This is a genomic window from Synechococcus sp. MIT S1220, assembly GCF_047303025.1.
Taxonomy (GTDB): Bacteria; Cyanobacteriota; Cyanobacteriia; order PCC-6307; family Cyanobiaceae; genus Parasynechococcus.
This window is the reverse complement of record NZ_CP138939.1, coordinates 2783984-2810090: the sequence shown is the minus strand read 5'-3', so window position 1 is coordinate 2810090 and position 26107 is coordinate 2783984. Positions and strand designations below refer to the sequence as shown.

General features: G+C 57.3%; 26 protein-coding genes and 1 tRNA gene. 12 read left to right on the top strand and 15 right to left on the bottom strand.

What is annotated here, in order from left to right; all coding sequences use genetic code 11:
- Nucleotides 1–2: 2 nt before the first annotated feature.
- On the bottom strand, nt 3–2126 hold the full coding sequence (locus SIB64_RS14235; RefSeq protein WP_413440849.1) for an HDIG domain-containing metalloprotein: 2124 nt from the start codon (nt 2124–2126) through the stop codon (nt 3–5).
- A 71-nt stretch (nt 2127–2197) separates the two neighbouring features.
- Between SIB64_RS14235 and folD the strand changes: the two genes are divergently transcribed.
- Both folD and SIB64_RS14225 read left to right on the top strand, forming a co-directional pair.
- Nucleotides 2198–3079 (top strand): bifunctional methylenetetrahydrofolate dehydrogenase/methenyltetrahydrofolate cyclohydrolase FolD, encoded by an 882-nt coding sequence (folD, locus tag SIB64_RS14230; protein WP_413440848.1) that lies wholly within the window; start codon nt 2198–2200, stop codon nt 3077–3079.
- A gap of 9 nt (nt 3080–3088) precedes the next feature.
- Nucleotides 3089–3778: a TIGR02466 family protein gene (locus SIB64_RS14225; protein WP_413440847.1), complete on the top strand. Its 690-nt coding sequence runs from the start codon at nt 3089–3091 to the stop codon at nt 3776–3778.
- Nucleotides 3779–3801: 23 nt separating this feature from the next.
- Here SIB64_RS14225 and SIB64_RS14220 read toward each other — a convergent pair whose 3' ends face one another.
- Nucleotides 3802–5232: a hypothetical protein gene (locus SIB64_RS14220; protein ID WP_413440846.1), complete on the bottom strand. Its 1431-nt coding sequence runs from the start codon at nt 5230–5232 to the stop codon at nt 3802–3804.
- On the opposite strand from SIB64_RS14220, the gene crtE reads away from it, so the two are divergent.
- Nucleotides 5231–6160, top strand: coding sequence for a geranylgeranyl diphosphate synthase CrtE (gene crtE, locus SIB64_RS14215; protein WP_413440845.1), 930 nt, complete (start codon nt 5231–5233; stop codon nt 6158–6160). The two genes, SIB64_RS14220 and crtE, sit on opposite strands and share 2 nt — an antisense overlap.
- Nucleotides 6157–6669 carry a divergent PAP2 family protein gene (locus SIB64_RS14210; protein ID WP_413440844.1) on the top strand — a complete coding sequence of 171 codons (513 nt, stop codon included), beginning with the start codon at nt 6157–6159 and terminating at the stop codon, nt 6667–6669. The genes crtE and SIB64_RS14210 overlap by 4 nt, the downstream gene beginning before the upstream one ends.
- A 148-nt stretch (nt 6670–6817) precedes the next feature.
- Here the strand turns inward: SIB64_RS14210 and SIB64_RS14205 are convergent, their stop codons facing one another.
- On the bottom strand, nt 6818–7012 hold the full coding sequence (locus SIB64_RS14205) for a hypothetical protein (protein WP_413440843.1): 195 nt from the start codon (nt 7010–7012) through the stop codon (nt 6818–6820).
- Nucleotides 7013–7039: 27 nt separating this feature from the next.
- On the opposite strand from SIB64_RS14205, the gene SIB64_RS14200 reads away from it, so the two are divergent.
- Nucleotides 7040–8473, top strand: a complete 1434-nt coding sequence (locus tag SIB64_RS14200; RefSeq protein ID WP_413440842.1) for an ATP-dependent DNA helicase — start codon at nt 7040–7042, stop codon at nt 8471–8473.
- On the opposite strand, the gene SIB64_RS14195 is transcribed toward SIB64_RS14200, so the two are convergent.
- The 8 genes from SIB64_RS14195 to SIB64_RS14160 form a co-directional block, all read right to left on the bottom strand.
- Entirely contained in the window at nt 8460–9146 is a 687-nt protein-coding gene (locus SIB64_RS14195) for a GAP family protein (RefSeq protein ID WP_413440841.1), read from the bottom strand. The genes SIB64_RS14200 and SIB64_RS14195 overlap by 14 nt on opposite strands.
- Nucleotides 9139–9327, bottom strand: a complete 189-nt coding sequence (locus tag SIB64_RS14190) for a hypothetical protein (protein ID WP_413440840.1) — start codon at nt 9325–9327, stop codon at nt 9139–9141. The genes SIB64_RS14195 and SIB64_RS14190 overlap by 8 nt, the downstream gene beginning before the upstream one ends.
- Before the next feature lie 86 nt (nt 9328–9413).
- A complete protein-coding gene (locus SIB64_RS14185) occupies nt 9414–10010 on the bottom strand; it encodes a histidine phosphatase family protein (RefSeq protein WP_413440839.1) in 597 nt (198 codons plus the stop codon).
- Nucleotides 10011–10370: 360 nt separating this feature from the next.
- Entirely contained in the window at nt 10371–10721 is a 351-nt protein-coding gene (locus SIB64_RS14180; RefSeq protein WP_413440838.1) for an acylphosphatase, read from the bottom strand.
- On the bottom strand, nt 10670–12058 hold the full coding sequence (locus SIB64_RS14175) for a cobyrinate a,c-diamide synthase (RefSeq protein ID WP_413440837.1): 1389 nt from the start codon (nt 12056–12058) through the stop codon (nt 10670–10672). The genes SIB64_RS14180 and SIB64_RS14175 overlap by 52 nt, the downstream gene beginning before the upstream one ends.
- Before the next feature lie 15 nt (nt 12059–12073).
- The gene (locus tag SIB64_RS14170) at nt 12074–13360 is read right to left on the bottom strand and encodes a glucose-6-phosphate dehydrogenase assembly protein OpcA (RefSeq protein ID WP_413440836.1); all 1287 of its coding nucleotides are present in this window, start codon (nt 13358–13360) and stop codon (nt 12074–12076) included.
- 39 nt (nt 13361–13399) lie between these two features.
- Nucleotides 13400–14923, bottom strand: coding sequence for a glucose-6-phosphate dehydrogenase (zwf, locus tag SIB64_RS14165; RefSeq protein ID WP_413440835.1), 1524 nt, complete (start codon nt 14921–14923; stop codon nt 13400–13402).
- A 176-nt stretch (nt 14924–15099) separates the two neighbouring features.
- Nucleotides 15100–16290: an FAD-binding oxidoreductase gene (locus SIB64_RS14160; protein WP_413440834.1), complete on the bottom strand. Its 1191-nt coding sequence runs from the start codon at nt 16288–16290 to the stop codon at nt 15100–15102.
- A 222-nt stretch (nt 16291–16512) separates the two neighbouring features.
- Here SIB64_RS14160 and SIB64_RS14155 point away from each other — a divergent pair, with 222 nt between their 5' ends.
- Nucleotides 16513–16983: an SRPBCC family protein gene (locus SIB64_RS14155; RefSeq protein ID WP_413443037.1), complete on the top strand. Its 471-nt coding sequence runs from the start codon at nt 16513–16515 to the stop codon at nt 16981–16983.
- 236 nt (nt 16984–17219) lie between these two features.
- Here the strand turns inward: SIB64_RS14155 and SIB64_RS14150 are convergent.
- Together SIB64_RS14150 and SIB64_RS14145 are read right to left on the bottom strand one after the other, a co-directional pair.
- Nucleotides 17220–17292, bottom strand: a tRNA-Glu gene (locus SIB64_RS14150).
- A gap of 47 nt (nt 17293–17339) precedes the next feature.
- On the bottom strand, nt 17340–18491 hold the full coding sequence (locus SIB64_RS14145; protein ID WP_413440833.1) for a histidine kinase: 1152 nt from the start codon (nt 18489–18491) through the stop codon (nt 17340–17342).
- 106 nt (nt 18492–18597) lie between these two features.
- On the opposite strand from SIB64_RS14145, the gene SIB64_RS14140 reads away from it, so the two are divergent.
- The 4 genes from SIB64_RS14140 (at nt 18598) to pepN (ending at nt 23001) form a co-directional block, all read left to right on the top strand.
- Nucleotides 18598–19185: a hypothetical protein gene (locus SIB64_RS14140; RefSeq protein ID WP_413440832.1), complete on the top strand. Its 588-nt coding sequence runs from the start codon at nt 18598–18600 to the stop codon at nt 19183–19185.
- On the top strand, nt 19182–19679 hold the full coding sequence (locus SIB64_RS14135) for a hypothetical protein (RefSeq protein ID WP_413440831.1): 498 nt from the start codon (nt 19182–19184) through the stop codon (nt 19677–19679). Before SIB64_RS14140 ends, SIB64_RS14135 begins: the two co-directional genes overlap by 4 nt.
- Before the next feature lie 278 nt (nt 19680–19957).
- Nucleotides 19958–20356, top strand: coding sequence for a hypothetical protein (locus tag SIB64_RS14130; protein ID WP_413440830.1), 399 nt, complete (start codon nt 19958–19960; stop codon nt 20354–20356).
- A 41-nt stretch (nt 20357–20397) separates the two neighbouring features.
- Nucleotides 20398–23001: an aminopeptidase N gene (gene pepN / locus SIB64_RS14125; RefSeq protein WP_413440829.1), complete on the top strand. Its 2604-nt coding sequence runs from the start codon at nt 20398–20400 to the stop codon at nt 22999–23001.
- Between the two features lie 72 nt (nt 23002–23073).
- Here pepN and SIB64_RS14120 read toward each other — a convergent pair whose 3' ends face one another.
- The gene (locus SIB64_RS14120; RefSeq protein WP_413440828.1) at nt 23074–23265 is read right to left on the bottom strand and encodes a hypothetical protein; all 192 of its coding nucleotides are present in this window, start codon (nt 23263–23265) and stop codon (nt 23074–23076) included.
- A gap of 65 nt (nt 23266–23330) precedes the next feature.
- Between SIB64_RS14120 and SIB64_RS14115 the strand changes: the two genes are divergently transcribed.
- Nucleotides 23331–23492, top strand: a complete 162-nt coding sequence (locus SIB64_RS14115; protein ID WP_413440827.1) for a hypothetical protein — start codon at nt 23331–23333, stop codon at nt 23490–23492.
- 323 nt (nt 23493–23815) lie between these two features.
- Here the strand turns inward: SIB64_RS14115 and SIB64_RS14110 are convergent, their stop codons facing one another.
- The gene (locus SIB64_RS14110; RefSeq protein WP_413440826.1) at nt 23816–24370 is read right to left on the bottom strand and encodes a rhomboid family intramembrane serine protease; all 555 of its coding nucleotides are present in this window, start codon (nt 24368–24370) and stop codon (nt 23816–23818) included.
- A gap of 47 nt (nt 24371–24417) precedes the next feature.
- Between SIB64_RS14110 and SIB64_RS14105 the strand changes: the two genes are divergently transcribed.
- Nucleotides 24418–25950 carry a phytoene desaturase family protein gene (locus tag SIB64_RS14105; protein WP_413440825.1) on the top strand — a complete coding sequence of 511 codons (1533 nt, stop codon included), beginning with the start codon at nt 24418–24420 and terminating at the stop codon, nt 25948–25950.
- The last annotated feature ends 157 nt before the right edge of the window (nt 25951–26107 follow it).

Sequence of the window (26107 nt, the reverse complement as noted above, 5' to 3'; positions counted from 1 at the left end):
GCTCAGTTGGAGAAGGGGCGACGGGCGGGAATTGGGTAGGGAATGCGGCGGTGGCGCATCCGGCGCCAGACGCGCACGAACGCTTCCACCACCAGTTCCATTTCCGCTCGGCTGAGCCCGCTTTTGCGTAGCTGACCATCCCGTTGCCTGGCTTCCACAATGCGGCGAACGGTATCGATCGCCTCGGCGTCGGAGGTGTCCGGTGGCAGTGAGCGCAGGGCCGCTTCGCAGCCGTCGGCCAGCATTAGGACGGCTGTTTCTCGGGAACGGGGTGCGGGACCGTGGTAACGGAACCGGCTCTCATCCACATCCGGATTTCGTTCCTTCGCTTTGTGGAGGAAATAGCCCATCTTCAATGTGCCCTGGTGTTCAGGGATGAAGTCCGCGATCGGACGCGGTAGGCGATGGCGGCGAGCCAGTTTCAGGCCTTCATCCACATGGGCTTGAAGAACGGCAGCGCTCGCGATTGGGTCATCCAGTTGGTCGTGGGGATTCGGTCCACTTTTCTGGTTTTCGATAAACCAGCTTGGGGCATGCAACTTGCCGACATCGTGATAAAGCGACCCTGTTTTGATTAGATCGACGTCGGCTCCGATCGCACGAGCGCCCTCTTCAGCAAGGCCACAAATCATCAGAGTGTGTTCAAAGGTGCCCGGCGCTTCACAGGACAGCCTTCGAAGCAATGGACGTTCCTGATCGGCCAGTTCAAGCAAGCGGGCGCGGGTGAGAAGGCCGAAGGACCCCTCCAGAATCGGAATGAGAAGCAGAGCCGCCATCAGGAGAATCCCGAGCAAAAGGGCTTCACTGGCGAGTTCATCAAGGCTTGGATTGACGCTGCCCCAGGCACGCCAGCCCGTGTAGGGCTGGAGTTGCAGCAGCAGACATTGGCCCAAGAGTGCGGCCAACGGCAACATCACAGCCATCTGGAGCAATTGGCCGCGGCTGCGCTGCCGTCCTGCTAACAGAGCGCCTGCGGCAGCAACGGCTGCCGCCATGATCAGCCGGCCGTCTCCGAGGCCGTTGACCGGTTCTGGCCAAAGCAGACTGGCCACGGCCATCCACACCAAACCGCAGCCTGCACCGAGACCCTCTGTCAAAATCAATGTTGGTGGCACCAGGACGGCCAGGGGAATCACTGTTCCCTTGAACCAGAGCTTGGCCGCCTGTACCAGCAGGAGCAGTCCGAGGGCCAGCAGGGCATGACGGACTTCCAAGCCAGGTCGTTCCCGACGCATGACGAGCAACATCACGCCGCAGGCCGCCAGGGCCTCGATGAAACGCGTCAACCAGATCACAGGTTGCGGCTCCCGTTTCACCTTGCCGAAGAAATCGAGCACGTCATAGGCCTGGGGACTGATCGCTTCGCCTTTACGGGTGATGAGATCGCCCTGGCGAACCTCGATCGTTGGGACCCCCTGCTTGGTGAGTTGTTCCTCGAACAGCTGCTTGCTGAGGATCGGATCGGTACGGAGGTTGCTGCTTCCCTCGAACGTGCTGGTCAGCACCTTGCTGGCTAACGAGAACGCTGCGGGATTGTTGGCCTCCAGCTTGATGCCCTTCATTTGCAGGGACGCAGCCACTCGCAGTTGGTCCGGAGCCAAGCTGCTCACAACCCCCTGGCTGAGCATGCGGCCAGCGGCTCTGCGTACAGCGGTGTCCCAGGCCAGATGATCCTTCGTGCTGCGTTCCTCGAGCCAGCGTTGTTCGAGCGGCGTGAGATTGACAGGCCCGATTCGTGCAGCGTTTCCACTGTCCGTGACCCGTTGCAGTTGTCTGAGCTGATCTTCCAGCCGGCGTTGGAGTTGCGATGTCTGTTCGGGATCGATGACCTGAACCACCGACCGTGCGAAGAGTTTGGAACGTCTCTGTTCAAGTGCCGTGCTGTCCTGAACAAGCGCATCCTTGGGCGCGACCGCATCAAAGGGAGCCAACGATCCCGGCTGGAGTTCCGGCTTCAGCAACCACGGCAGGCTGGATAAGACAGCAACGCTGATGCAGATCAGAAGCAGGGCGACGGACTGCATTCGCGTCCATCGCAGCAGCCTGCGGGATGGCCCTTCGTGTCGGAGCCAGCTCTGCCAGAGGAGACTCAGATTAAGGCTGCTTACACGGGGGAAGCGAACCAAGGCAGCCCGGCTGACAGCTGCACGCTAGCTCTCCTCTGAGGCCATGCTGGGATCACCCGATATCCGATGGGATGGCCCTTCGACTGGATGGAAAGGCACTGTCGAAACAGCTGGAGAAGCGCTTGCACCAGTTGATCCAAGGTCAATTGGCATCGGTCGGTCGACCGCCGGGTCTTGCCTTGATGCGGATTGGCGATGATCCCGCTAGTGGGGTTTATGTCGCCAACAAAGAAAAGGCCTGTGCCCGGGTGGGTGTGCAGAGCATGGGTCTGCACCTTCCAGCGGAGCGTTCAGCAGAGGAGGTGCTGACCAAGCTTCGAATTTTCAATCAGGATCCGTCCGTGGACGGGATCCTGCTCCAGCTTCCTTTGCCGCAGGGATTGGAGGAGGGGCCTTTGTTGGCGGCCATCGACCCGGAAAAGGATGCCGATGGTCTGCACACCATGAATCTGGGTCGTCTGCTGAAGGGTGAAGCCGGCCCGCGCAGTTGCACCCCCGCAGGTGTGATGGCGTTGCTGCGCAGCAGTGGAATGGATCCGGCTGGAAAGCGAGCCGTGGTGGTCGGTCGCAGCATTCTTGTGGGTCAGCCGATGGCGCTGATGCTTCAGGCGGCGAATGCCACCGTCACGATTGCCCATTCCCGCACGAAGGATCTTGCTGCCCTCACCCAGCAGGCTGAGATCCTGGTAGTCGCAGCGGGGCGGCCCGGCATGGTCGGGGCTGAGCATGTCCGGCCCGGTGCGTTTGTGGTGGATGTCGGTATTCATCGCAAACCGGAGGGCGGCCTCTGTGGGGATGTTCGTGCCGCAGAGGTGGAGCCGATTGCGGCGGCTCTTTCGCCAGTTCCGGGTGGTGTTGGCCCGATGACGGTGACGATGCTGTTGGTGAACACCGTTTTGGCCTGGTGCCGACGTCATGGCATCGACCATGGGCTCGATGACCTCGTCGTTTGATAGTCCTCCATGCCATTGCATTGGTTGTTCCCCACGCCTGTCTTGCAGGCGGATCTGAAGCCCGATGGGGCGATTGCCGAGGCCATGGATTCAGAACTTGAGGCCTTCGATCGCCAGGTGTATCAGCACCCGGAGTTCAGTGATCGCAACAACCTCACCGGTGATCTTCTCGGCCATGCAGGCCTGGATCAGCTCCACAGGATGGAAGCGTTTCAGTGGCTGAATCAGCAGCTGGCACTGGGCACCGCCACCTATCTGGAGGAACTACTGGGATCGGATCACGGACTGGAGGTTCATATTCAGAAGGCTTGGCCCGTGGTGTGTGCCAACGACGGTGGAACGATTGAGACGCACACCCACCGCAATGCTCAGTTGAGCGCGGTCTTTTACGTCAGGACGGAACCCGGAAACGACTCTGGAGAGCTGGAGTTCCAGGCACCCGAGAACTATTTCAGTCACGTTATGGCGATTCCTTACCTAGGTGCGGCCGCATCAGGGGGGGTGTTCGCTCCGCAGAGGCACCGTCTGCTTCTTTTTCCCTCCGATCTGCGTCACCGCGTGACGCCCTATCAAGGACAGTCATCGCGCTATTCGGTTTCCTACGACCTGGCCATCACAACGCCCTCAGGACAGGGCAGAGAAATGCGCATGCCCCACCCATTGGATTGGGTGCCCCTGGTGCTGGAGGGGACGACCTGATGCCGCCTTGCTACCCCATCGTTTCAGTTGGCTGTGCCTTTGTTCTGAGGGAGTCGAGCCATCACGTTGGTAAGGCGTCGCCTGACACGCCACCAGCGCTGGGCTGACTTTGCTTGTTTAGTGCTCTGAGGCTCTGAGATCAGCAGGTCAAGGCGCCCTCGAATTGTGTTGGCTTCAGTAAGCAGGTGGAAGCGTTCTTCATCAGTGAGTTGATCGGGAGTGAGTTTCTCCAGGAGCCGTTTTGAGGCATGGAGGTGGTGAAGAAGACGATGAGGAACACGATCCTGCCTGAGCTGTTGGCGAACCTCATCGATGAGTGTTTCAACAGTTCTGGCCAGCTCCACCGGAGCATGGTGATGCACGATTCGATCGGCGATCCGCTTGATGTGTCTGCGGCGCAGTGGTTTGTGCAGCGGATGAGCCAGCAGACCCGGGTCGTGTGCCAGTCGCTGCAGCACCATTTCAGGCATCGCTTCCGTTACCGGAACCTCGAAAGGGAAGTGGCGATCAAAAGCGGGTGAGAGTTCGCTGCGCTGACTGATCAGCAGCAGACCAACCGCAGCCCATGCGTTCGCAAGATTGGTAGGTAATAAACGAAGCTGGCGTTGAAGGCTCTGAAAAAGCCGTTCACAGGGCGCCACGCCTGAGTAAGCGCAGGGCGTTCCGCAGATCTCACTGAGGTAGCGCTCCACGAGCTCTAGTTCGGCGAGTTCGTCGTCGAGTTGTTGTCGTGAGTCCAGCCGATAAGCCTCCTGCACCCAGTCAGGATCCAGCCCGAGATCATCGATCTGTCGACGGAGTTTCAAGCGCCGATCCACCCAGCCGTAGGGAAGCTTGGTCTCCGGTGCCAGCTGAAGGGCTGTTTCGATGTATTCAACATCGCTTCTCGAGATCTCATCCGGCAGAACGGCAACGAGAGGTTTCTGGAAGCGGTGAAACCCTTCGGGGTCCTCTTTCTGGAGCTGTCGCATGGCAGACAGTCGTCTGTTTCCGTTCACCACCACACCGGTGGAATCCACCAGGAGTGGTTCGGTCTGCACTTTCAGGCGCTTCAGTTCGCGCAGGATCGGACCGCGCTGGTCTCCGGCTTTCTCCAGCAGCAGCGCATGGAGGAGATCCTGCGTTGATCCCGCTGATTCGCTGCGGTGGAGTTGTTTCAAGCTGGACGGTTGGCTTTTGAAATGCTCCTGAAGGGCCGCCAGCAACCGTCCGTTGTCAACGCGATACACCAGCAGTTCCTGATCGAGCTGGACGGTCGGAATCTGAACCGGGCCCTCTCGCAAGGTCACCCAGTGCTTCCCCTGGCTGTGCTGGCAGGCCTCTTTGATGCGGTGTTGCCGGGCTGCCGCGTCTTCAATGGGGGCAATCACAGGAGGCTTGCCAAAAGCTTGGTGTCGCCAGTGTCTCCTGAATCTCCCTGCCTGAGAGAATTCGGCCAGAGAAACGTCCGTCATGACCGCTGCGGCGACTTCCAAAGACAGCACTTCGACGCAGCTGAACGGATTCGACTTCCCGCAGTACCTTGCGCGGACCAAGGATCTTGTCGAGACAGCGCTTGATGCCGCTCTCGGCCCAGAACGTCCTGAATCCCTGAGGGACGCCATGCGTTACTCCCTCTTGGCAGGGGGAAAGCGGCTTCGGCCGATCCTCTGCCTGGCCGCCTGTGAGATGGCCGGTGGTTCCCTGGAACAGGCCATGTCCACAGCTGTGGCCCTCGAGATGATCCACACCATGTCGCTGATCCATGACGATCTACCGGCGATGGATGATGACGATCTGCGCCGAGGGCGGCCTACCAATCACAAGGTCTATGGAGAAGCAGTGGCGATCCTGGCTGGGGATGCTCTGCTGACCCGAGCATTTGAAATGGTGGCGATGCGCAGCCCGGGTGTTCCGGCTGAGCGATTGCTGAAGGTGGTGGGCGAGCTGTCTCTCGTGGCAGGGGCTCCCGGCCTGGTCGGTGGTCAGGTTGTGGATCTCGAAAGTGAAGGTAAGCAGGTTGATCTGGAGACTCTTGAGTACATCCATTTGCACAAAACTGGGGCTCTGCTCAGCGCGTGTGTGATTACTGGCGCAACCATTGGCGGGGCGGATGAGACCTTGATCGCAGCGTTGCGAACCTATGCACGCGGCATCGGTCTGGCTTTCCAGATCATCGACGACATCCTCGATATCACTGCAAGCAGCGAGGTGCTGGGCAAAACTGCCGGCAAGGACCTGATCGCGGACAAAACCACCTATCCGAAATTGTTGGGATTGGAGGAATCCCGGAACCGAGCTCAAGCCTTGGTGAGTGAAGCGAAGCAGGTGCTGAAGCCCTGGTCGGCAAAAGCATCTCCTTTGCTCGCTTTGGCGGATTTCATCACGAGCCGTGATCGATGATGGAGATCCATCATTCCCATGCCGTTCTGCACGAATTGTTGGACAACGCGAGCCTTGCCTGGGGTTTGATTGCCTGCGGCACAGCTCAATTGTCAAAGCTATTCATTGAGCTTGTTGTTCATCAACGCTGGCGCCCCAAGGTGCTGATTGAAACGGGAGGGATGCCATCCAGTCATTCCGCATTGGTGACAGGGACGGCTGCCTGTCTTGGCTGGACGATGGGATTTGATCATCCAATCTTCGCCCTGTCGGCCACGATTGCGTTTGTCGTGATGTACGACGCCAGTGGGATTCGAAGATCCGCTGGAAAGATTGCTGAACGAATCAACCAGCTACCGATTGAGCTCTGGAATGAAGCACTCGAATCCCCACTCAAAGAAAGTCTTGGACACACTCGGCTTGAAGTCCTGGCTGGCAGTGTTATGGGGCCGCTGATCGCTTTGCCTGGGCTTAATTTCCTCGGTTCGCCAATCCATTTGATTGATGAATTTTTTCGTGCGCTTTCGTGATTGAAACCACGGAAAAGATTGTGATGCTCACGCGTTTCAGTCTGTTGTCTTGGTCGATTGTGTGAATAAAGGAGCCAGATCTTTCGCTGAAAAGGTGTTTGGCAGGCGGCTGTTGTCTCTGCTTTTGGTTTGAGATTGTTCTGCTCGATCAGTCGGGATCGTCCTGGCAATGTTGATGCCAGCGGTTGCCCCACGTTGTTGTTGAGGGTTCGTCCCCGTGCGATGCGTTGACTGGCAGTTCACTGATCGCACCACCGGCGCGACCCAACCGGCGCGACCCAACCGGCGCGACACAGCTGGTGTCGTCAGAATTGCGATAACGAATACTCCATTTTTTGATCATCGCTGTGCAGGTGTCATCCCTCGTCTGATGGAGTCTCTGACTAAGGATCAGCAGTCAGCGAGCGACAACTTTCTGCGCTGGTTGGAGGGGCCTTCTGATGGTTCCCCGTTTGTTCTCAGTGGATTTGCCGGTAGCGGGAAGACATTTCTGTCGATGCGTCTGCTGCGTGCAGTTGAGCAACGCGGTCTCTGCTGGACTGTCGTTGCACCCACCCACAAGGCGGTGGGCGTGTTGCGTCATGCGTTGCATTTGGAGGGACTCAGTCCCACTTGGTACCCATCCACGATCCACCGTCTGCTGCGTTTAAAGCTCAAGCGTCAAGGAGATGCTGAACAATGTGAGCCCACTGAGCAGACGGCTCTCGCCCTTGAGCATCTCAGCCTTGTGCTGATTGATGAGGCGTCGATGATCGACAGCACATTGCTTGGCATCGCTCTGCAGTGTGCCCATCCGTTTCGCACCAGACTTGTGTTTGTGGGGGATCCTGCTCAGCTGCCCCCGGTGGGGGAGCCGGAGAGCCCGGTGTTTGCCATGCAGCGGGCCAGTCGCGCCACGCTTCAGGAAGTGGTGCGACATCAGGGGCCTGTGTTGCAGCTGGCCAGTCGCCTGCGTGATGGAGGCCTGCCTTGTCGTCAGCCCCCGCTTCTTAATCCGATTCAGGATCGACAGGGACGGGTGATGTCCCTGGGCAAACGGGAATGGCTGAATCAGGCCAAAACCGCCTTACGGGATGCCGCACTGCAGGACAATCCAGATGCGGCTCGCATTCTTTGCTACACGAATCGCACGTTGGAGGGCCTGGTTCCCCATGCCCGGCGGGCTGTGCATGGTTCGATGGCAGATCAGATGCCTGTGCTCCCTGGAGAGGTCTTGATCAGTCGCTCCGCTGTGATGGCGCCGGCCTCCCGCGATGGGGTGGAGGCCGGAGAAGAGCCTGACATGGTGCTCGCATCCAACCGCGAAGTGGTGGTGCGGGATGTCAAACCCGAATCCTGCGATCTTGTGGATTTCGGATGTTCCGGTGCAGACGGCCCCGTGCCGGTCATCGAGACGCTGGCCGTAAGCGTCAGTGCCGGTGACCTTGATCTGACCCTCCGTTTGCAGCCTCCTGTCGGCAGCAACGCCAGACATCAGCTTGACGCAGTGATGAAACGACTGCGGCAGCAGGCACGGGATGCAGGAAAGAAGAGCGGCCGAGCGTTATGGCGGCAATATTTCCTCATCCGTGATGCTTTTGCAGCTCTGGGACCTGCGGCAGTCCTGACCGTGCATCGCAGTCAGGGCAGCAGTTTCGGTGAGGTGTTTGTGGCGCCGGATGTGTTCTGGCCGCAGGATCTGACGCTGCGACGCCAGCTGGTGTATGTGGCGGTCAGCCGAGCTCGGACAGGTGTTTGGTTGGTGGGCCAGCACCAGGAGCAGGAACAGCAGGAGATTTGGATGGCTGGATTCAGGCCGCAGTGAAACCCAGGACTCCTTGCCAGCCCAGATAAAGACCCAGCAGGAGGCTGATGCAGGCCAGCAATCGCTCCCCTTGCGCAATGAGAAGCAACTTGATCGTTTTCAGCAGAGGTAGGACCTGCTCTCCTGCAACCAGGACGGCCACCACAGGAAGCAGGAGCAGCAGGCTGGAGCCAAAGGTGAACATCAGGCTGCCAATCAGCTCCTCCGACCCGTTTAGATCTGCGGCCAAGATCATTGCGGCGGATTTGGCGAACAGGAGCAGGTCATCGGGGCTGATGACCTCAAGAACTGAACTCAGGGCCAGGAGCAGCGGCATTGGCATCGCGATGAAACGATCTAAGGACCGGCTCCAGGCCGGCGGTTCGCCTTGTTCACCAATGGTTTTCACCAGTTCCCGGATGCCAATGCTCAGGAGAGCACCACTGCCGATCAGATCCAGTCCGATCCGAGGGTGTGAGCCCTGGGTCATGTCCATCACCAGTCCATGCCCGAGGATGAGCAGAGCGGCCAAGGCGACCAGGGTTGTCAGCATCCAGCCAACCAGATAAATCATTCCCCGCTGAATGGGTCTGGGTCCGAGCAGCAAAAGCAGCAGCAGGGTGATGTGCAAAGGGGAGACGGCAATGCCGAATCCGAAGGCACCAAGGTCGAGCCAGAGCGGAGCCTCAGGCACTCTCGCTCTCCTCCATAAGGTTCGGCATAAGGTCCGGCGACATTGGACCGAGATCCGGGAGCCAATGTTCCGCTAACTGCAATCGCAACCGCCGTTGTCGCCGGCTGGAGAGGCAGTTCAGAACGGCGCGTGCGGCAAGATCCGTCGGGATGCTGGTGAATCCGTGGGGCGCACGCTTCATTTTTTCTGGCGGGAGTTCATCAAAGACCTACACACGCGTGGAGGATCCGGCCATGAATCGGACCTTTGGTGACAATGATGTGCTGGTCAAAACCTGTCTGAGGTGGGTGCGTTCCAGTGGCTGATGGCCTGGATCTTGCGTTCCCAGCCAAGGACGCTCACAGTCGCGGTTCCGAGCTTGAACATTTGGCCTGAGCTGACGCCAAGTCCAAGCCACGTGCCGGTCACAGCACGAAGGATGTGGCCGTGGGCAAACAGGGCCACATCTCCCTGCCCTGCGATGTTCATTGCTGTTTCAATCGCTCGTTCACAGCGGGACTGCACCTCCTCAACGCTTTCTCCATTGGGGCAGCCGTGCGTCCATACCGTCCAGTTCGGAACAGTCCTGTGGATGTCTTCCGTTGTGACGCCTTCGTAGTCGCCATAGTTCCACTCACGAATCTCTTCACAGATCTGCATCGTTTCAGCCAGGCCACTGAGTTCACAGGTGCGACGCGCTCGTTGCAACGGTGAGCAAAGGACAGCGGCGAAGACGCGTCCGCTCAGAATCGGGGCCAACGCTCTTGCTTCCCGTTCACCTTCAGGGAGAAGCGGTAAGTCGGTGTTCCCGGTGTGTCGGCCATTCTTTGCCCATTCGGTCGCTCCATGGCGGAGCAGCCAGAGTTGGCGATGGGCGTCAGACATCGAGCGAAACTGCTTGGCCTGTTCAGGATGGTCAGTTTTCAGTCCGCTGACCGTTGGTTAGCTCTCTCAGCAGGAATGGCCCTCACATCTTGAGGATCAAGGCGCCAAGCCCGATCCCGATGGCCAAGCTGACAACACCCAGGATCGCTTTCCAGAAGTCTTTGGTACGTGGATTGAAGACGTCTTGTCCCATTCGTATCCAGTTATGGCATCAAGCCAGTGTCCTCTGCGGATGCTGGATAAGGGAAGCGTCGCACCACCTCGCAATGCAGTTCCCAATCTCTTCAGAGGGGTATTGCGTTGAAGACCTCGGAGATCGTTGATCGACACCATGTCCTCATTCAGGAGCAACTCACGCTGTCAAAAACGGACTTCAAACCAATCATCGCCGGTGACCGGCAGTTGAACAGGCAACACCTGTTTCACTCGAGCGCCGGGTGGTCCCTGCTCGCACCAGGCTCTGAGTTCGGCAATGGAGTGGGGCAAACCTTCCACTTGAACTTCAACGCTGCCATCTCGGCAATTGCGAACCCAGCCCCGCAGTCCGAGATCGAGTGCTCTTCTGCTGCAAGTTCCGCGGAAACCCACACCCTGCATCCGTCCATGGATGATCAGCTGCCAACGTTCCACGAAAGGTTGAGACCTGGCTTGACGGCGATTCACGAAACGCCGGTCGTTACTTTCGGCCCGGTTGCGAGCGCGTCGCGCCATCGGGAGCAGATCGTCGTACAGCTGGCCCAGTGGAGGTGAATCCAGCTGGCGTGAAGAGTCCGTTGCCCCCATCCTTCTCGTCGCGTTTTTAAGCGCCAACCCATAATTTCCCACAGCGAGTGCACCGATTCCAAGCTGTCTGGAACTTTGCTTTGAAGTTGCCAACGGTGAAATTCATGCCCCTGAATCACCTCATCTCGGCGCGTCACCAGGCCATCCCGATGGGCGTGAAGTGTGCGATAACCCACCTGTAACTGTCCTTGGGATGCCTGGAAGGGCAAGATTCCCGCCATCGGATGCAGTGTTCCATTGAGGTCGGTCAGGCTGCGGCCAAGCAACAGCATCCCGCCGCATTCCGCATAGACGGGGCGAAGCGCTGCGAAGGTGCGAAGTGAATCGAGGCTGTTTTGCGCTGCACTGAGTTGCCCTGCATGCTGCTCCGGGAAGCCACCGGGGAGCATCAGGCCGCAGGCTTCGCTGGGGATAGGTTCATCGGCAAGGGGGCTCCATGGAATGAGCGGCATGCCCCGCTTCTCCATCAGTTCACCCGTTTCGGGATAGCGGAAATGGAAGGCCGCATCCGAAGCCACGGCGACTGGGTAGGAGCCGGGCTGCCTGGGCTGTTCCATGTGCTCTATGGCCAGAGGATCAGGGCCGGGCGCTGGGGCCTTCAGCAGGGGAAGAAGTTTGCCCAGATGGAGATGGGCCTCGGCGAGAGAGGCCCATCGGTCCCGATGCGTCCCGGGGTTGTGAAGTTCATGGGCTGGGGCCAGACCGAGGTGACGGCTCGGCAACGTGAGGGCATCGGTTCTCGGTAAACAGCCCAGCAGGGGCACTCCAAGTCGGTCGAGAACCTCAGACAGCAACTCACGGTGCCGTGATGTGCTGACGCGATTGAGGACAACTCCCGCCAGCTGGACAGCGGGGTCGTGGTCACGAAAACCCCGCACAAGGGCTCCGAGTGATGCGGCCTGGCCTCCCGCATCGACCACGAGAACCACAGGAAGTCCGAGGAGACGGGCCGTGGCGGCGGTGCTCCCTGCCTCGCTGCTGCCAATTCCATCGAACAGGCCCATCACGCCTTCCACCAGGGCCAGGTCTGCCATCCCCCCGTAACCGTGAAAGGCCCGTTGCACCCATGGCGCACCGCAAAGGTTGAGATCAAGATTGCGACATGGGCGCTGAGCGATGGTGCTCAGCAGCTGAGAATCCAGGTAATCAGGTCCGACCTTGAACGGCTGGATGCTGTGACCTTGCCCTCGGGCCCAGGCCAGCAGTGCAAGGCTCAGAAGAGTTTTGCCGCTGCCGCTGGCCGGTGCTGCTATCACAACGGCCATGGCGTTGGGGTGCGCTCAGGCGAGCAGCCTGGCAGCCAGCGGTGCTGCCGAAGCCAGGAGCGGATTGGTGCTGTCGTGTCCGCCACTCAGAAGTCTCGCTACGTCCATTTCCGGAGTGGAGTGCTGAACGGGTACGACCTCTTCGATGAGGTCGAGATCAGCCATGCCGCCTCCTTCCAGCCGCATGCACCCCCCTGATTCGGCGCAGAGGATCACACACATGCCTTTGCCTTGCTCTGGCTGGCAAACCATGCGCAATCCCACCAACTGACCTGCATGGACGCTGGGCTGCCCCATGGGTACGGACATCAGATGAAATTTCACCTCGACTCCATCGCTGCGGCGGAAAACAGAGGCGACCCCATCCTCAACCTCCTGTGAAGAGAGCAGATCCCAGCCCAGTCGATCCGCGATCCATGCCGTGAGGAGCAGGCCCTGGGCTGGATGGTGACCTTCCACGTCAACATCCAGCTGAACGACGTGGCTGAGGGCATCCCGCCGGTGCGGTGGATCGAACACCATGGCCAGTGTTTCGTGCCAACTCCGCAGTCGGAGCCAGTTCAGGTCGTTCACCGCCTGGCCTGATCCCACCCGTTGACTGAGCAGCTCGAGGCAATGGCGAGGGCGACCGATGGCGGTGTCGATGATTAGCCGTCGAGGGGCACTGGCCAGTTGCTCCATCAAAGCGGGAGCTTCATCGAGGAATCCGTTCCACCAGACCCAGGAGGGCATGGACTGCGGCAAGAGCGGTTGCAGGATGTTCATTCCTTCCTGAAGTGCGGCACGGCCGCCGCGAAGGACCACCACATCACCACATGCGGCGGTGCCGCCACCCTCTTCTGGCAATGGGCAATAAGCAGCCACCATTGTTTCTAGGGATTGGCCGTCATTAATTGTTGGGGCCAATGTGATCAGTCGGCGTGGCTGAAGGGCACTCAGAGCCGGGTCGATGTACTGACCGCGCAGATCTTCCATGGACTCATTTCCGCTGAAGGTCGCGGCTGCCTCAATCACACTCCCATCCAGTGGCGGGGTGCTCAGGGGCAGATCGGCATCGATCACGGCCTGTCGACCTGAGGCGATCAATTCCTTGGATTGCTGGCCGGTGATCGGGCCTTGAAGGCGGCCACTGCGCACCAGTTGCTGTTCTGCCCAGGCCGGCTGCCAGACCAGCAGACAGAAGGTGTTCGCTCCTGTTCCCGTGCTGCCCTGCTGCTCGGGAGACCAGAGTTGCTCCAAATAGGTGGGCACGTCTGAGGGAGCGAGTTCAAGAGGGGTTTGAAGGGTGAGTTGCGGTGACATGGTGCTGCCGTAAGAAGGAGGACGATCGGGAGTTGCGGTTCAGGGACGGCGCCAGAGCAATCCATCACGGGCAAGCAGGGCATCCGCAGCTGCTGGTCCCCAGGTGCGCGATTCGTAGGGATGGATCGGAAGCTGCCAGGGACTGTCTTCGATCAGTTCCAGAAGCGGTGTGTACAAGCGCCAGGCCGCTTCCACTTCATCGCTGCGGGTGAACAGGGTTGGATCCCCGAGCATCGCGTCAGCCAGAAGGCGTACATAGCCCTCATCGGAGGGTTCACCGAAGGATTCGTCGTAGGAGAATTCCATATCGATGGGTCGGCTGCGCATGCCTGAACCTGGAGATTTGACATCGAAGCGGAACTCAGCACCCTCATCGGGCTGAATGCGCAGAATTAATTGATTGGCTGTTGGTCCACCCGTGGCAGCATCAAAAAGGTGCACCGGAGCTTCTCGGAATGTGAGCACCACTTCGCTGACCCGCTTGGCCAACCGTTTTCCAGTTCGCACGTAGAACGGAACTCCCTGCCAGCGCCAGTTGTCAATGAACAGTTTCAGAGCCACGTAGGTCTCTGTGGTGCTGTTGTGATCAACACCTGGTTCCTGGCGGTAGCCCTCGAGAGGGGAGTCCTGGGTGCCACCCGGTCCATATTGTCCTCGCACGCAGCAATTCCAGGGTTCAAGCTCGTCGGCAAGCCGGGCTGCTTGCAGCACTTTGGCTTTCTCAGTGCGGATCGCTTCCTGATCAAAGCGTCCTGGTGCTTCCATCGCTGTGATCGCCAGCATTTGGGTCAGGTGGTTTTGCACCATGTCCCTGAGGGCGCCAGAGGTTTCGTAATAACCCGCACGCTCTTCCACACCAACAGTTTCGGCTGCAGTGATCTGCACGCTTGAGATGTAATTGCGATTCCAGATCGGCTCAAAAATTGTGTTGGCAAAACGGAGCACCAGGATGTTTTGGACGGTCTCCTTGCCGAGATAGTGATCAATTCGGAAAATTTGATTCTCCTGGCCGCAGCTCTGCACCACATGGTTGAGAGCCTGAGCACTGCCGTAATCGCGCCCGAAGGGCTTTTCGATGACCACGCGTGAACGTTTGGGGTCTTTGAGCAGTCCGGCATCCGCAAGAGATCGGCATCCGCTCCCGTAGAACTTTGGTGAGACTGAGAGATAAAAAGTCCTGTTCCCTCGGGTGGCGCATTGTTGATCGATCAGCTCCAGTCGACCTCCAAGGCGGACCACGTCCTCCGGTTTCTGCAGGTCGACAGGCTCGTAAAAGAGTTTCGCTGAGAATTGTTCCCAGGCTTCAGGTTGTTCCTCAACCTTGCTGGGCATTGCTTCCGCCATTTTTCCGCGGAACTCCTGATCGCTCCATGGCCGTCGCGCACATCCCAGGAGAGCGAACTCGCTCGGCAGCCGCCGTTGTTTGAAAAGCTCAAACAGAGCGGGTACGAGTTTCCGATGGGTGAGATCGCCGCTGGCACCGAAAATCACCAGACATTGGGGAGAGATCACACGCTCCTGACGAAGCCCAACCCGCAATGGATTAGTGATCGTTGCGGTCATGGGGAACGTGCTTCTGACGTCGGTTTAGGCACGGAAGGCGAAATCAACAGCGCTTAAGCCTCTCCCGTATTGATTTGACCTTGTTTTTGTTGTCAACTGAAAAAAAAGTCCGCTCCCAGATGGGGAGCGGACCTGAACAACGGATTCGACTTGCCCCTCTGCAGGGGAGCCGAATCTCAATAAGTTTCCACGTGCCAACGATCGGCCTTTTTGAGTTTCGGGCGTAACTCAGACCAGTCGAGACCCTTGGCAGTGGCTGCGGCAGTCATGGCCTCATCAATGCCTGGTTCCATTCCTCGAAGCCCGCACATATACACATGGGTTTTGGGATCTTCGATCATCGCGAAAATCTCCTCCGCGTGTTCAAGGACCCGGTCTTGGATGTACATCCGACCGCCCTTCGGATTCTTCTGTTCCCGGCTGATTGCCTTGGTGTAGCGGAAGTTATCGGGGAACTCCTTCTCGTAGTGGAGGAAGTCCGTGTCGTAGAGCAGGTTGGCTGTCTTCGGAGCACCCATAAACAACCATGCTTTACCGCGGAACGTCCAACCGTTGGCGTCACGCTCTCTCGGTTCGAACATCCGACGGATGTAGGTCCGCATCGGAGCGATCCCGGTACCTGTGGCCAACATGATGATGTTCGCGTCCTCATCTTCAGGAAGAAGCATCTCCTTGCCGACAGGACCCGTGATCTTCACTTGGGAGCCGGGTTCAATGTCACAGAGATAGGTGGAACACACGCCGTAGATCTGGTCCCCTGCCTCGTTCTTGTACTCCAACTGGCGGACACAGAGTGAGACAGTGTCGTCCTGGTAGTTGTCGCCATGCCGGGTGCTGGCGATCGAGTACAGCCGCAATTTGTGGGGTTTCCCTTTGGCATCATTTCCTTCAGGGATGATTCCAATGCTTTGGCCTTCGACGTATTCGAGCTGTGGATCACCGCCTGATAGGTCGAAGGTGATGTGCTGAACCCGACCGATCGCCCCGTCCTGTAGAAGGCTGTAATTTTCGGTCACCTTGCCCATGAAGGGCTTCTTGGGCTTGTAGGTGTTGACCGGAACGTTGCCGTGGGGCTTTTTCTTGGCCGCCGGCGCTGGAGCTGATGGAGCAGCTGTGGCTTTGGGAGCCGGCGCACTGCTGGCTTGAACGACCGGCTGCGGCTGTGCTGGAGCGTCGTCCCCAGCACGCGTAACGGAGAGAATTTTTGCTCCCGAGGCGGTCAGCCTTTTGTAGAGGGTGTTCAGGCTGTCCATGGTCACGCGGTAAGTCCGAGTCACCGAGGAACCGGCACCAGCCTGAATGCCGCTGGCAACAACCGTCAAAAGAGATGTGGACGATCCACCGGCTGTGGCGTTCGGCACCTGCATGTCAACTCTTCTGGCAAGTGGCGCGACTATAGGCGTGGCCTCAGGCTTTTACCGTTTGGCTCGTATCAGGATCTCTCGATAAGTGCGCTGGACAACGTCTTTAGGATCTGAAGGTTCAGAGACTTTCAGGAGCGCATTTCGGCGTTGGTATCTCCACAAGCTCTTTTTCGGGGTGGACGCCGTGACGCCGGCTCCTCTCAATCCGACAGGATTGAACAAACCATGGAACGACTGCCGCAGGGTGTGCGTCGCCTGGCAGTTCAATTGAGAACCGGGATTCCCTTGGATGTCCTCTGGGACGTCTTGACGGACTATGAGCGGTTGGAAACATTTATCCCCAACCTCGCCAAGAGTGAACTTGTGCGTCGCGATGGCCCGACGGTCCAGCTGCAGCAGGTAGGTAGTCAGCAACTGCTCGGATTGCGTTTTTCTGCGCAGGTGACCTTGGAACTCACGGAGTACAGACCGGAAGGGTTGCTTCAGTTCCGGATGCTGCGTGGTGATTTCCGACGTTTTGAAGGTTCATGGCGAGTTCGCTCTCTGCCGGAAGGGTCGTCTCTTCTCTACGAACTGACCGTCCAAGGTTGCCTGGGCATGCCAATCGCTCTTATCGAAGAACGGTTACGCGATGACCTTTCAAGCAATTTGAGCGCTGTTGAGGCGGAAGCAAGGCTTCGTTGGAGCAAACATTGAGCTGAAGCAGCAAATTATCTGAACGATTGATTAGCTGATTATTCGTTTCACTGCCTCAGTAAAAAAATGAGTTAGAGACAAATTTAAAACCTATTTTTACGGATTAATTTTGAAAAAAATATTAGTTTTCCAAACTTGTTTGGGGTATTCATGCATTTGAGAAGGTGACTTGTGAAGTCTGAGCAGAGTGAATCTGCAAGGAAGATTTGACGGAGATCACTCCATTCTCAGGTCAATACCCCCAAGGGGATTCGAACCCCTGTCGCCTCCGTGAAAGGGAGGTGTCCTAGGCCTCTAGACGATGGGGGCGAGGCCGTGACCGGACAGCTGTCTGTGCTGTTGATCACAAGGCAAAGCTACGGGTCAGCCTCACCCTCCGTCAAGGCGACCTGTCCCCATTCCTGACCTTGGCCTTGCCAAATTGGAACAGTGAAATAAAAACAGGCCCCTTCTTCGGGTTCCGAAACCACCCAGATCCGCCCTCCGTGAACTTCGACGATCCGTCGGCATACCGAGAGACCGACCCCGTAGCCGGTGGTTCGATTCGAGGTCTGGGGCAAGCGGACGCGATCCAGAAAAATGCGTTGCTGCTCCTCCTCCGGAATTCCTGGACCGCTGTCGCAAACGCTCACTTCAACCCACTGGCTGGTTCGGTGCAGCATCGTCAGGGTGATGTGACCGCCATTCCCCGTATATTTCAGGGCATTTTCCAGCAGGTTGAGCAACACCTGGCGCATGCGTCGCTGATCCGCAAAGACCTTCGGAAGGTCGATAGGAATATCAGTGCGGATTTCGACATTGCGTCCTAGCCAGAGTTTTTCCAGCTCAAGGATTACCTCTGCCGAAACACTGGCCAGATCCAACCGCTGCGGGTTGAACAGTGTTTCCCAACGCGTCGTGCCAACCTCCAGCAGATCTTTGGAGAGAGCTTCCATCTCTTCGAGTCTGCGGGTGATCACATCCTGGAAGCGGTTCATGTCGATCTGCCCGAGCCGTTGGCTTTGAAGCGCCAGGGCCGCGGCGGTCAAAGGGGTCCGCAATTCATGGGCCACCATCCGCAGCAGCCGTTCCTGGGCGTGGATCCGATCGATGAGTGTCTCGTTCTCCTGGCGGAGAACGAGGAGCTGGTCTTCCAGCTGGAGTTCTTTTTGTGTACGGCTGCCGTCCAGTTCAGTGGGCCGAAGGCTCAGGCCAAGGCCACTGACCACACCGTCTTGCTGCCAACGAGGAACCCAGCCCTTGAGTTGTTGGAGGATGTTGCTGCCTGCAAAGACCTGTTTGGGTGATGGGGCGAGCTTGATGAGGGCTGGTGTGACAACCAGTCTGTGCAACTCCAACAGCTCAGGCTGCTGTGAAGGGTCCGCGACTTGAAGGGTGACCTCGAAACCGACGTCTTCCCGCTCTAGATATTGAACCAACCCGCGGAGATCATTGCCGGAGAGGTGATGCCGCGCCGCGACCAGCAAAAGTTGAAGCTGCTGACGTCCTTTGGGTCCGTCATCCTTCACGCAACATCAGGCCTGAGAATCGAAGGCTCACCTTATGGGTTTTTGACTAGAGCGGCATCTGGGCTAAGACAATTAGGAAGATCTTGTTGCCCCCGAGGCGCGGTCCATGTCGCTTTTTTCCGCGAAAAACCGCATTCCACTCACGGCGCCAGGAGCTGTGAATCAATCCCCATCGGTCAACGTCGATAGCAATCTCAGACGTTGGTTCGCCCGAAACCTTGGACTGTGGCGTTCAAAGCGTCAGTACCTGTTCAATGACAATCAGGTTTTCCATCTGGATATGAATCTCAAGATGGAGACATTTGCTGAGCCTCAGGCTGGTGAGACGCGTTACCGATTCAGCTGGTGGCCTGACGAGTCCAATCAGCATTCAGAGGCATTTTTTGCAAGAAAGCCTTGGTATGAACGCAGTGGTGTGATGGAGGCGACTCTCTGGGGGCACCAGTTGCAACGCAGCCGCGGATATCTCAATACCGATCCCGTGCGTACAAGGCTTCGGCAGGTTGATGAGCACGAAACCATTCTCGAATCCCATTATCAGCAATGGGACATCCTCGAGCACATCCGTCTTGTGGATCAGGATCGCTACCGCTATCGCGCAATTTACAGCTGGGAGAATGGAGAGTTGGTCATCGTTGAGCACCACCACGAAATCAGAGTCGAAGATCCGCTGCCCCCGATTCAGGACGCGTGACAAATTCGTGGCTGGTCCAGTTTGAGACGGTCGCCACAGTCAGCACATGCCATATTCATGTAGTTCGAAGTTTTGGCACTGTCGGGGACATGTTTTCAAAAATTTTCCTAGCGGTGGCGACGAATCTCGCGTTCGCCACTTCTGTTCTGGCCCAGGGGCAACCCGCCCAGAAGAGGGCTGCGACACCTGAGGAGATGAACACATACACAGTTATTAGTGCTGTCACCCTTTGTCAGGCAAGAAAACTCGGCGTTGATTTCGAGAAGTCTTTAACGATTGGAGCTACTGGTTTCTATTCGGCTGTCGCTCAGAAGCACGGGATGAAGGTTCCTGAGAGCCGGGGTAAGGCTCTTAACGAACAAGCCCTGTCAAATGGGATCGCCTTGATGACAACAGCTGCGGCTATGGAATTCTGCAAGGAGAATATTCCGCAGGAAACCCAGGATCGCCTCAAAGCGGCTTCCGATCAACTGAAGAAAGGTGGCGCCAACTAGGGCACGGTTTCCGATTTATTTCTGATCAGCAATAACTGTTTGGATGAAATTAATTACGATATGTATTACTTTGCTAACTAATTAAGTAAATCTTTGAATTTTTTCGACCACGCTCAGCGCCCGGTTTTTTTTGTTCATTTCTTCAGTCACATCCTGAAGTAGACCGCAGCTTTTGGGTTGCAGTTCTTTGTATTTTTATCGCTTTGCTTGATGGGCACAGGGCCATTCGCGTCCTTCATTGACTGGATTCGTTTTCGATGATCAGATTGATCTCATGCATGGCTCTTGTTGCCGTTGGTTGTGGTGTGGCTGGTTCGGTGCTGCCGGCGCGGGCCCAGCATTGGTCTGATGGTGGGGCTGCCCGCTACGACTCGCTTCGTCCCACTGCTGGTGGCCATGCCTATGGGCAGGAGTTCGGAGCTGTGCCTGTGCAGGGTGATCCCTATCGAGCCCCCGCCCCCTACAGCAACACCGCCTACCCCGATCCCTGGCAGGACGCCCAGCAGCAGCAGCGTGATTGCAATCGCGGCCGGCTGATCGGAGGAATTCTTGGGGGTGGTTTGGGCTATGTGGCGTCCCGAGATGACGGCCGCAGCTGGGCAGTGCCTCTCGGAGCCTTGCTTGGTTCCCAGGTGGGATGCAGTGCTGGATCAGGCCGCGGGCCACTGCCCTGGTGATTCATCGGCCAGGATTGCCCAATCTGATGACTTGAAGGGGCATGGTCGCCGTCGATCCGATCCGCTTGGCGGACTACAAACCCTGGCCCTTCGCTCTTCCGGAGATTGCTCTGGATGTTGATCTCCGGAGTGATCAGGTCGTTGTGACGAGCGACCTCAGCCTTGAGCCCCTGAGCACGAACGTCCCGCTAATTCTTCGGGGTGTTGAGCTGACGCTGGATGGCCTGGCCGTCGATGGGGAACCCCTCGATCCTTCGACCTGGATTCAGGAGGGTGATCGGCTCACTGTGACGGGGCTGCCCGATCGCCCGTTTGTTCTGACGACGCGCTGTTCGATTGATCCGTTCAACAACACCTCATTGGAAGGTTTATATACCAGCGGAGGCATGCTCACAACCCAGTGTGAAGCTGAAGGATTCCGCCGGATCACCTTCCATCCAGACCGTCCCGATGTCCTGAGTCGATGGCGGGTGCGGATCGAGGCTGACCGCCATCGTTATCCGGTGCTTTTGAGCAATGGCAATGCTGTGCAGTCATTGGAGCTCGGTTCAGATCGCCATGCGGTTCTTTGGGAAGATCCCTTCCCAAAGCCCTCTTATTTGTTTGCTTTGGTCGCAGGAGATTTACGGGAAATCCGTGACAGCTTCACGACAACCTCAGGTCGAACAGTTGCATTGCGATTGCATGTGGAAGCAGGGGATGAGCCTTTCACCGCCCACGCAATGGAATCTCTGAAGCGCTCGATGCAGTGGGATGAATGCACCTACAACCTTGAGTACGACCTTGATGAATACAACATCGTTGCAGTGAGACATTTCAATATGGGTGCTATGGAAAATAAAAGTTTGAATATTTTTAACTCCAAACTTGTTCTTGCTGATGCAGAGACGGCGACCGACGGCGAGCTGGAGAGGATTGAAAGCGTTATTGCTCACGAATATTTTCATAATTGGAGCGGGAATCGCATCACGTGTCGTGATTGGTTCCAGTTGTCTTTGAAAGAAGGATTAACCGTTTTTCGTGATCAGAACTTCACTGCTGATCTTCACTCGGCTGCAGTGAAGCGAATTGATGACGTAGCAATGTTGCGTAATACTCAGTTTCGAGAGGATGCTGGCCCTACCGCTCATCCAGTGAAGCCGAGTGAATATCAGGCGATTGATAACTTTTATACGACCACAATTTATGAGAAGGGGGCTGAGCTGATCCGCATGCTTCACACCCTTCTTGGCTCAAAGCGTTTTATGAGGGGAATGGCGACATACGTCAGTCGATTTGATGGAACGGCGGCGACGACCGAGGATTTTGTGCAGGCGATTGCGGACGGCGCTTGTGCCAATGGGGAGACGCTTGGCTTTGATCTTGAACAATTCAAGCGTTGGTATCACCAGGCCGGAACACCCCAGCTCACGGTTGAACGCTCCTGGGAAGCGAGGAGTGGTCGGTTAACACTTCACCTCCGACAACAAACCCCTCCCACCCCGGAACAACCTGTCAAACAACCTCTCGTGCTTCCAATCGCCATGGCGCTAATCGGAAGCACAGGTCGCCAAGGAGAGGAGCGGCTGCTTGTGTTCGATCAGGAAGAGCAAGTCATTGAAATCGGAGCAGTTCCAGGGCCCCAGCCTCCAGCTCTTTCAATCCTCCGCCGTTTTTCGGCTCCCGTGACTCTTCAGATGGACATGACCCTGGAGGAAACCCTGCAACTTCTCGCTGCTGACGATGATCCGTTTAGTCGCTGGGAGGCTGGTCAGAGATTGTCAAGGCAGGTCCTGCTGGCACGTGCGGCTGCAGAACCAGACGCAACGGTGGAATCGGCTCTGATCCATGCGTTGCGCCAGAGCCTCGTTGACATGGATGTCCAGCAAGGATCCGAACTGGCGGTGTTGTTGTCCCTCCCCGGGATGGCGGAACTTGAGGCCTGCCAAGAACCGGTGGATCCTCTGGCGTTGTTTGACGCAATGCAAAGTTGGCGATCGGTGCTCGGTTGTGAGCTGAAGTCTGAACTGCATGACCTTCTCGAGCAGTGTCGCTCGCAGTGGTCTCAGCCCTGGCCAAAGGGGCAGGGTGCGCGCTCTCTCACTGGGGTCGCTTGGAGTTGGTTGCTGGCAGCCGGTGATGCGCAGACTCCAGCGGAAGCGCTTAATGCTGTATCCGGTCCTTCGATGACGCTTGCGCGAGCTGCATTGAGAGCCTTGCAGCGTCATGCAGGTCCTGAGCGGGAAGAGGCCTTGCGTGTGTTCTACGACCGCTGGAAGGACAAACCTGTCATCCTCGATGCCTGGTTTGGGCTTGAGGCATCCACGCCAAGAAGTGATGGACTCAAAAGGGTCAAAGACCTACTGGAGCATCCGCGGTTCGATCCACTGGCACCCAACGCATTGCGCGCTGTGCTCGGAGGTTTCATGGCCAACGTGCCGTTGTTCCATGCCATCGATGGCAGTGGTTACACGTTCATCGCAGAGCAGATTGTTGATGTGGATCAGCGCAATCCGGTCACCGCATCACGCATGGTGAAAGTGTTCAGTCGCTGGCGAAGTTACGCGCTGGAAAGGCAGCTTGTGATGCAGGAGGCCATTCAGTTGCTGGATGTTCCGGCCTTGTCATCCAACACCCGTGAAGTGGTAGTGATGCTGAAGGCCTGAGTTGGTTGTGGATGCTTTGACTTCAGATGGAGGCGATCATCACAACCACAACGATGATCGTCACCATCAGAGCTATCCAGCGCCAAGCTCCGCGGCGGTTCCGAGCTGTTCGATTGCTGTTGATGCGCCCGCTTCGAGGGGCGCCCAGAGGTTGGCCGCAGCCTTGACAAACCAGCCGACCCCCCAAGGACCGGTCAGCTCGGAAAGCGGTGCTCCCGCAGTATGGGCAGGGACGGGTCGCCAAGGGGTGTAAGGGTTGATCAAAAAATCCTTTGATTTATAGATCAAATACTGGCTTTTTCATCGATCAGTGTGGAGATCAGGTGACCATGCCTGCTTTCAATGTTGAGTTGGAAACAGGTCGTGTTCTTAATCTTTTGATTCCATCAATGCTTGATGGAATCAAAACAGGCCGTGACATTGGTCGTGCCAGGATCAAGATAATCACGCGCATTTTTTGGTTTGTCGAGCGGCAGGATCTAGGTGATTAGCCTTGGACATGTTTGAAATGCGCTTGCGCGAAAGTATTTTAATGGTCATTCGGTTTTAGATGCCTTCGCGATGTGAAGGTTTTTTGTGAATATGGTCTCCGAATGTGTATGTAACCAATTCCAGGAGTTAGTTGTTCCTCGATCCCAAATGTCAGTTCAATGCTTTGCTTCGCAAGGGCTGGTGGATTCATTGATGGGACGCTTGGAGGCTGAACTTTTTTCTGAATGTTGTTGAGAAAATTCGTAGGTCAATTCAATCCTTTGGTGCAGAGATCGAAGCTTGTGTTTGCCTCGTACCGATCGCTGTGGCGCATCGGCAGGCCTCATCCATTGCTGACGTCATTTGTCGACGACTCCCGATGGACTCCCCAAGCCGCGAGCATTCCTGCTGCGAAACCGCTTGCATGACCGATCCAGCTCACTCCTGCAGGCGACACTCCGGGAATCAACGCGAATAAGGCGGAGCCATACAGCCAGAACGCCACCAGACTCAACAGAATCGAGAGAATCTGCTTCTCCAGCCAGCCGATCAGTAGGAGATAACCCAACAATCCGTATACAACACCGGACAATCCATGGCTGACTGCAGGCCAGGCCAGGGCAACAGGTACCTCAAGGACAATGACCGCGATCCAAACGGCCAGGTAATCACGAGTCCCTCGGGTCAGGACCAACCAACTGAGCGGCAGGAATACGACGCTGTTGGAAATGAGATGCGCCAATCCTGAATGGCTGAACGGTGCCGTAAGCACTCCCCACAGCGGCTGGGTTTGTCCCATCGGCAGATTCCACTGCCCAGCGAAGAAGACCTGATCCAGCAGTTCTTGAACCCAGGCGATGGCCAGCAGGCCCAGAGGGATCAGGAAACGTCTGCGCAACGCTCTCCGGCAGAGACCACAATGATGACGAATGTGGGCGTCGGCAGTTGAAGAGCAAGGTCGACGTGGTTGTGATTGGAAGTGGAATCGGTGGTTTGTGTTGTGGTGCACTCTGCGCAAGGTCCAGTCGTGACGTCCTGGTGCTTGAGGCACATGCACAGCCGGGTGGCGCTGCCCATGGCTTCAAGCGCGATGGATATCACTTCGAATCGGGCCCATCGCTTTGGAGTGGCCTCGGGGCCTGGCCCAGCAGCAATCCCCTGAAGCAGGTCTTGTGTGCGCTTGATCAGCCTCTGCCCGTGGTCTCCTACCGAAATTGGGACGTACTCCTGCCCGAAGGAGCCATCCGTGTTGGCGTGGGCGCCCATGATTTCGAAACGATCGTGGGCCAGTTGCGTGGGGCGAAGGCAGTTGAGGAATGGCGCAATTTTGGATCGATTCTTCAACCGATCGCTGCCGCAGCTGCGGCCTTACCTCTCCTTTCGCTCAGGCCAGGAGCTGAAGTGATTCCCCAGATGTGGAGCAGGGGGGGACAGCTGTTGCCTCATCTCGCTTCGATGCGCCATCTCTCGGGAGCTTTTGGTCCTTTGGTCCAGCGCCATCTGAAAGATCCTTTCCTTTGCCATTGGGTCGATCTTCTTTGCTTTTTGATCAGTGGTATGCCGATGGCGGACACCAACGCCGCAGCGATGGCCACCTTGTTTGGTGAGTGGTTTCAACCCGAGGCGGCTCTGGATTACCCGGTCGGCGGTAGTGCGGCTGTGGCTGATGCTCTTGTTCAGGGTTTGCAGCGCCATGGAGGACACCTTCGCTGCAATGCCCGTGTCACCGGTTTGTTGTTGGATGGCGATCGGACCGTTGGTGTTGCTCTTTCAAACGGCGAAGAGATCCACGCCGATGCAGTGGTCAGCAATGCGGATATTTGGAGCACCCTGGATCTTTTGCCTGAGGGTGCTGCACTGCAGTGGCGGCATCAGCGGGCCGCCACGCCTGCCTGCCGTTCTTTCCTGCATTTGCATCTTGGTTTTGATGCCTCTGGACTTGAGGATCTGCCGATCCACACGGTTTGGGTTGGTGATTGGGAGAGGGGAATCGATGCAGAGCGCAATGCTCTGGTGTTCTCCATTCCGTCGGTTTTGGATCCCACGATGGCTCCTGAAGGGCATCACGTTCTGCATGGCTACTCCCCGGCGAATGAGCCTTGGGAGCCCTGGGGGGATTTGGTTCGTGGATCGGACTCCTACGTCGCCTTCAAGCGGCAACGCTGCGAAGTGTTCTGGAATGTGCTTGAACAGCGCATCCCTGATATTCGCGATCGAACCACTGTCGTCATGGAGGGATCACCACTGAGTCATCGTCGATTCCTCAATGCGCATAACGGCAGTTACGGACCGGCTCTATCTGCGGCAAAGGGATTGTTCCCGGGGGTGACGACTCCCTTGACTGGTCTTTGGTTGTGCGGAGCCAGTGCATTCCCTGGGATTGGTATCCCACCAGTGGCCGCCAGCGGTGCCATGGCGGCCCACGCAATCCTCGGTCGTGAAGCGCAGAATTCTCTTCTCAAGGAGTTGGGCCTTTAGGGGAAGTGGCAAGTGGCGGGGGTTTCCGACTGTGAAGATCGGGCTGGCTGAACGTTCCTGGCAAGATTTGGAAGGCCCACTTCAAGGGGTCTTCAGCATTCATCATTGAACGGCGCTCTATTCGGGCATCGTCGGATGTTCTGATCGTGGTTGACGC

What these genes read in the sequence shown, in the direction of transcription:
- SIB64_RS14200 (WP_413440842.1), top strand. Translation starts at nt 7,040, where the DNA reads ATGGAGTCTCTGACTAAGGATCAGCAGTCAGCGAGCGACAACTTTCTG.
- SIB64_RS14160 (WP_413440834.1), bottom strand. Translation starts at nt 16,290, where the DNA reads ATGCAGGTGCCGAACGCCACAGCCGGTGGATCGTCCACATCTCTTTTG.
- SIB64_RS14175 (WP_413440837.1), bottom strand. Translation starts at nt 12,058, where the DNA reads ATGGCCGTTGTGATAGCAGCACCGGCCAGCGGCAGCGGCAAAACTCTT.
- SIB64_RS14155 (WP_413443037.1), top strand. Translation starts at nt 16,513, where the DNA reads ATGGAACGACTGCCGCAGGGTGTGCGTCGCCTGGCAGTTCAATTGAGA.
- SIB64_RS14220 (WP_413440846.1), bottom strand. Translation starts at nt 5,232, where the DNA reads ATGACGGACGTTTCTCTGGCCGAATTCTCTCAGGCAGGGAGATTCAGG.
- SIB64_RS14170 (WP_413440836.1), bottom strand. Translation starts at nt 13,360, where the DNA reads ATGTCACCGCAACTCACCCTTCAAACCCCTCTTGAACTCGCTCCCTCA.
- SIB64_RS14115 (WP_413440827.1), top strand. Translation starts at nt 23,331, where the DNA reads ATGCCTGCTTTCAATGTTGAGTTGGAAACAGGTCGTGTTCTTAATCTT.
- SIB64_RS14185 (WP_413440839.1), bottom strand. Translation starts at nt 10,010, where the DNA reads ATGTCTGACGCCCATCGCCAACTCTGGCTGCTCCGCCATGGAGCGACC.
- pepN (WP_413440829.1), top strand. Translation starts at nt 20,398, where the DNA reads ATGGTCGCCGTCGATCCGATCCGCTTGGCGGACTACAAACCCTGGCCC.
- crtE (WP_413440845.1), top strand. Translation starts at nt 5,231, where the DNA reads ATGACCGCTGCGGCGACTTCCAAAGACAGCACTTCGACGCAGCTGAAC.
- SIB64_RS14140 (WP_413440832.1), top strand. Translation starts at nt 18,598, where the DNA reads ATGTCGCTTTTTTCCGCGAAAAACCGCATTCCACTCACGGCGCCAGGA.
- SIB64_RS14190 (WP_413440840.1), bottom strand. Translation starts at nt 9,327, where the DNA reads ATGAAGCGTGCGCCCCACGGATTCACCAGCATCCCGACGGATCTTGCC.
- SIB64_RS14205 (WP_413440843.1), bottom strand. Translation starts at nt 7,012, where the DNA reads ATGATCAAAAAATGGAGTATTCGTTATCGCAATTCTGACGACACCAGC.
- folD (WP_413440848.1), top strand. Translation starts at nt 2,198, where the DNA reads ATGGCCCTTCGACTGGATGGAAAGGCACTGTCGAAACAGCTGGAGAAG.
- SIB64_RS14210 (WP_413440844.1), top strand. Translation starts at nt 6,157, where the DNA reads ATGATGGAGATCCATCATTCCCATGCCGTTCTGCACGAATTGTTGGAC.
- SIB64_RS14225 (WP_413440847.1), top strand. Translation starts at nt 3,089, where the DNA reads ATGCCATTGCATTGGTTGTTCCCCACGCCTGTCTTGCAGGCGGATCTG.
- SIB64_RS14180 (WP_413440838.1), bottom strand. Translation starts at nt 10,721, where the DNA reads ATGGCGCGACGCGCTCGCAACCGGGCCGAAAGTAACGACCGGCGTTTC.
- SIB64_RS14130 (WP_413440830.1), top strand. Translation starts at nt 19,958, where the DNA reads ATGGCTCTTGTTGCCGTTGGTTGTGGTGTGGCTGGTTCGGTGCTGCCG.
- zwf (WP_413440835.1), bottom strand. Translation starts at nt 14,923, where the DNA reads ATGACCGCAACGATCACTAATCCATTGCGGGTTGGGCTTCGTCAGGAG.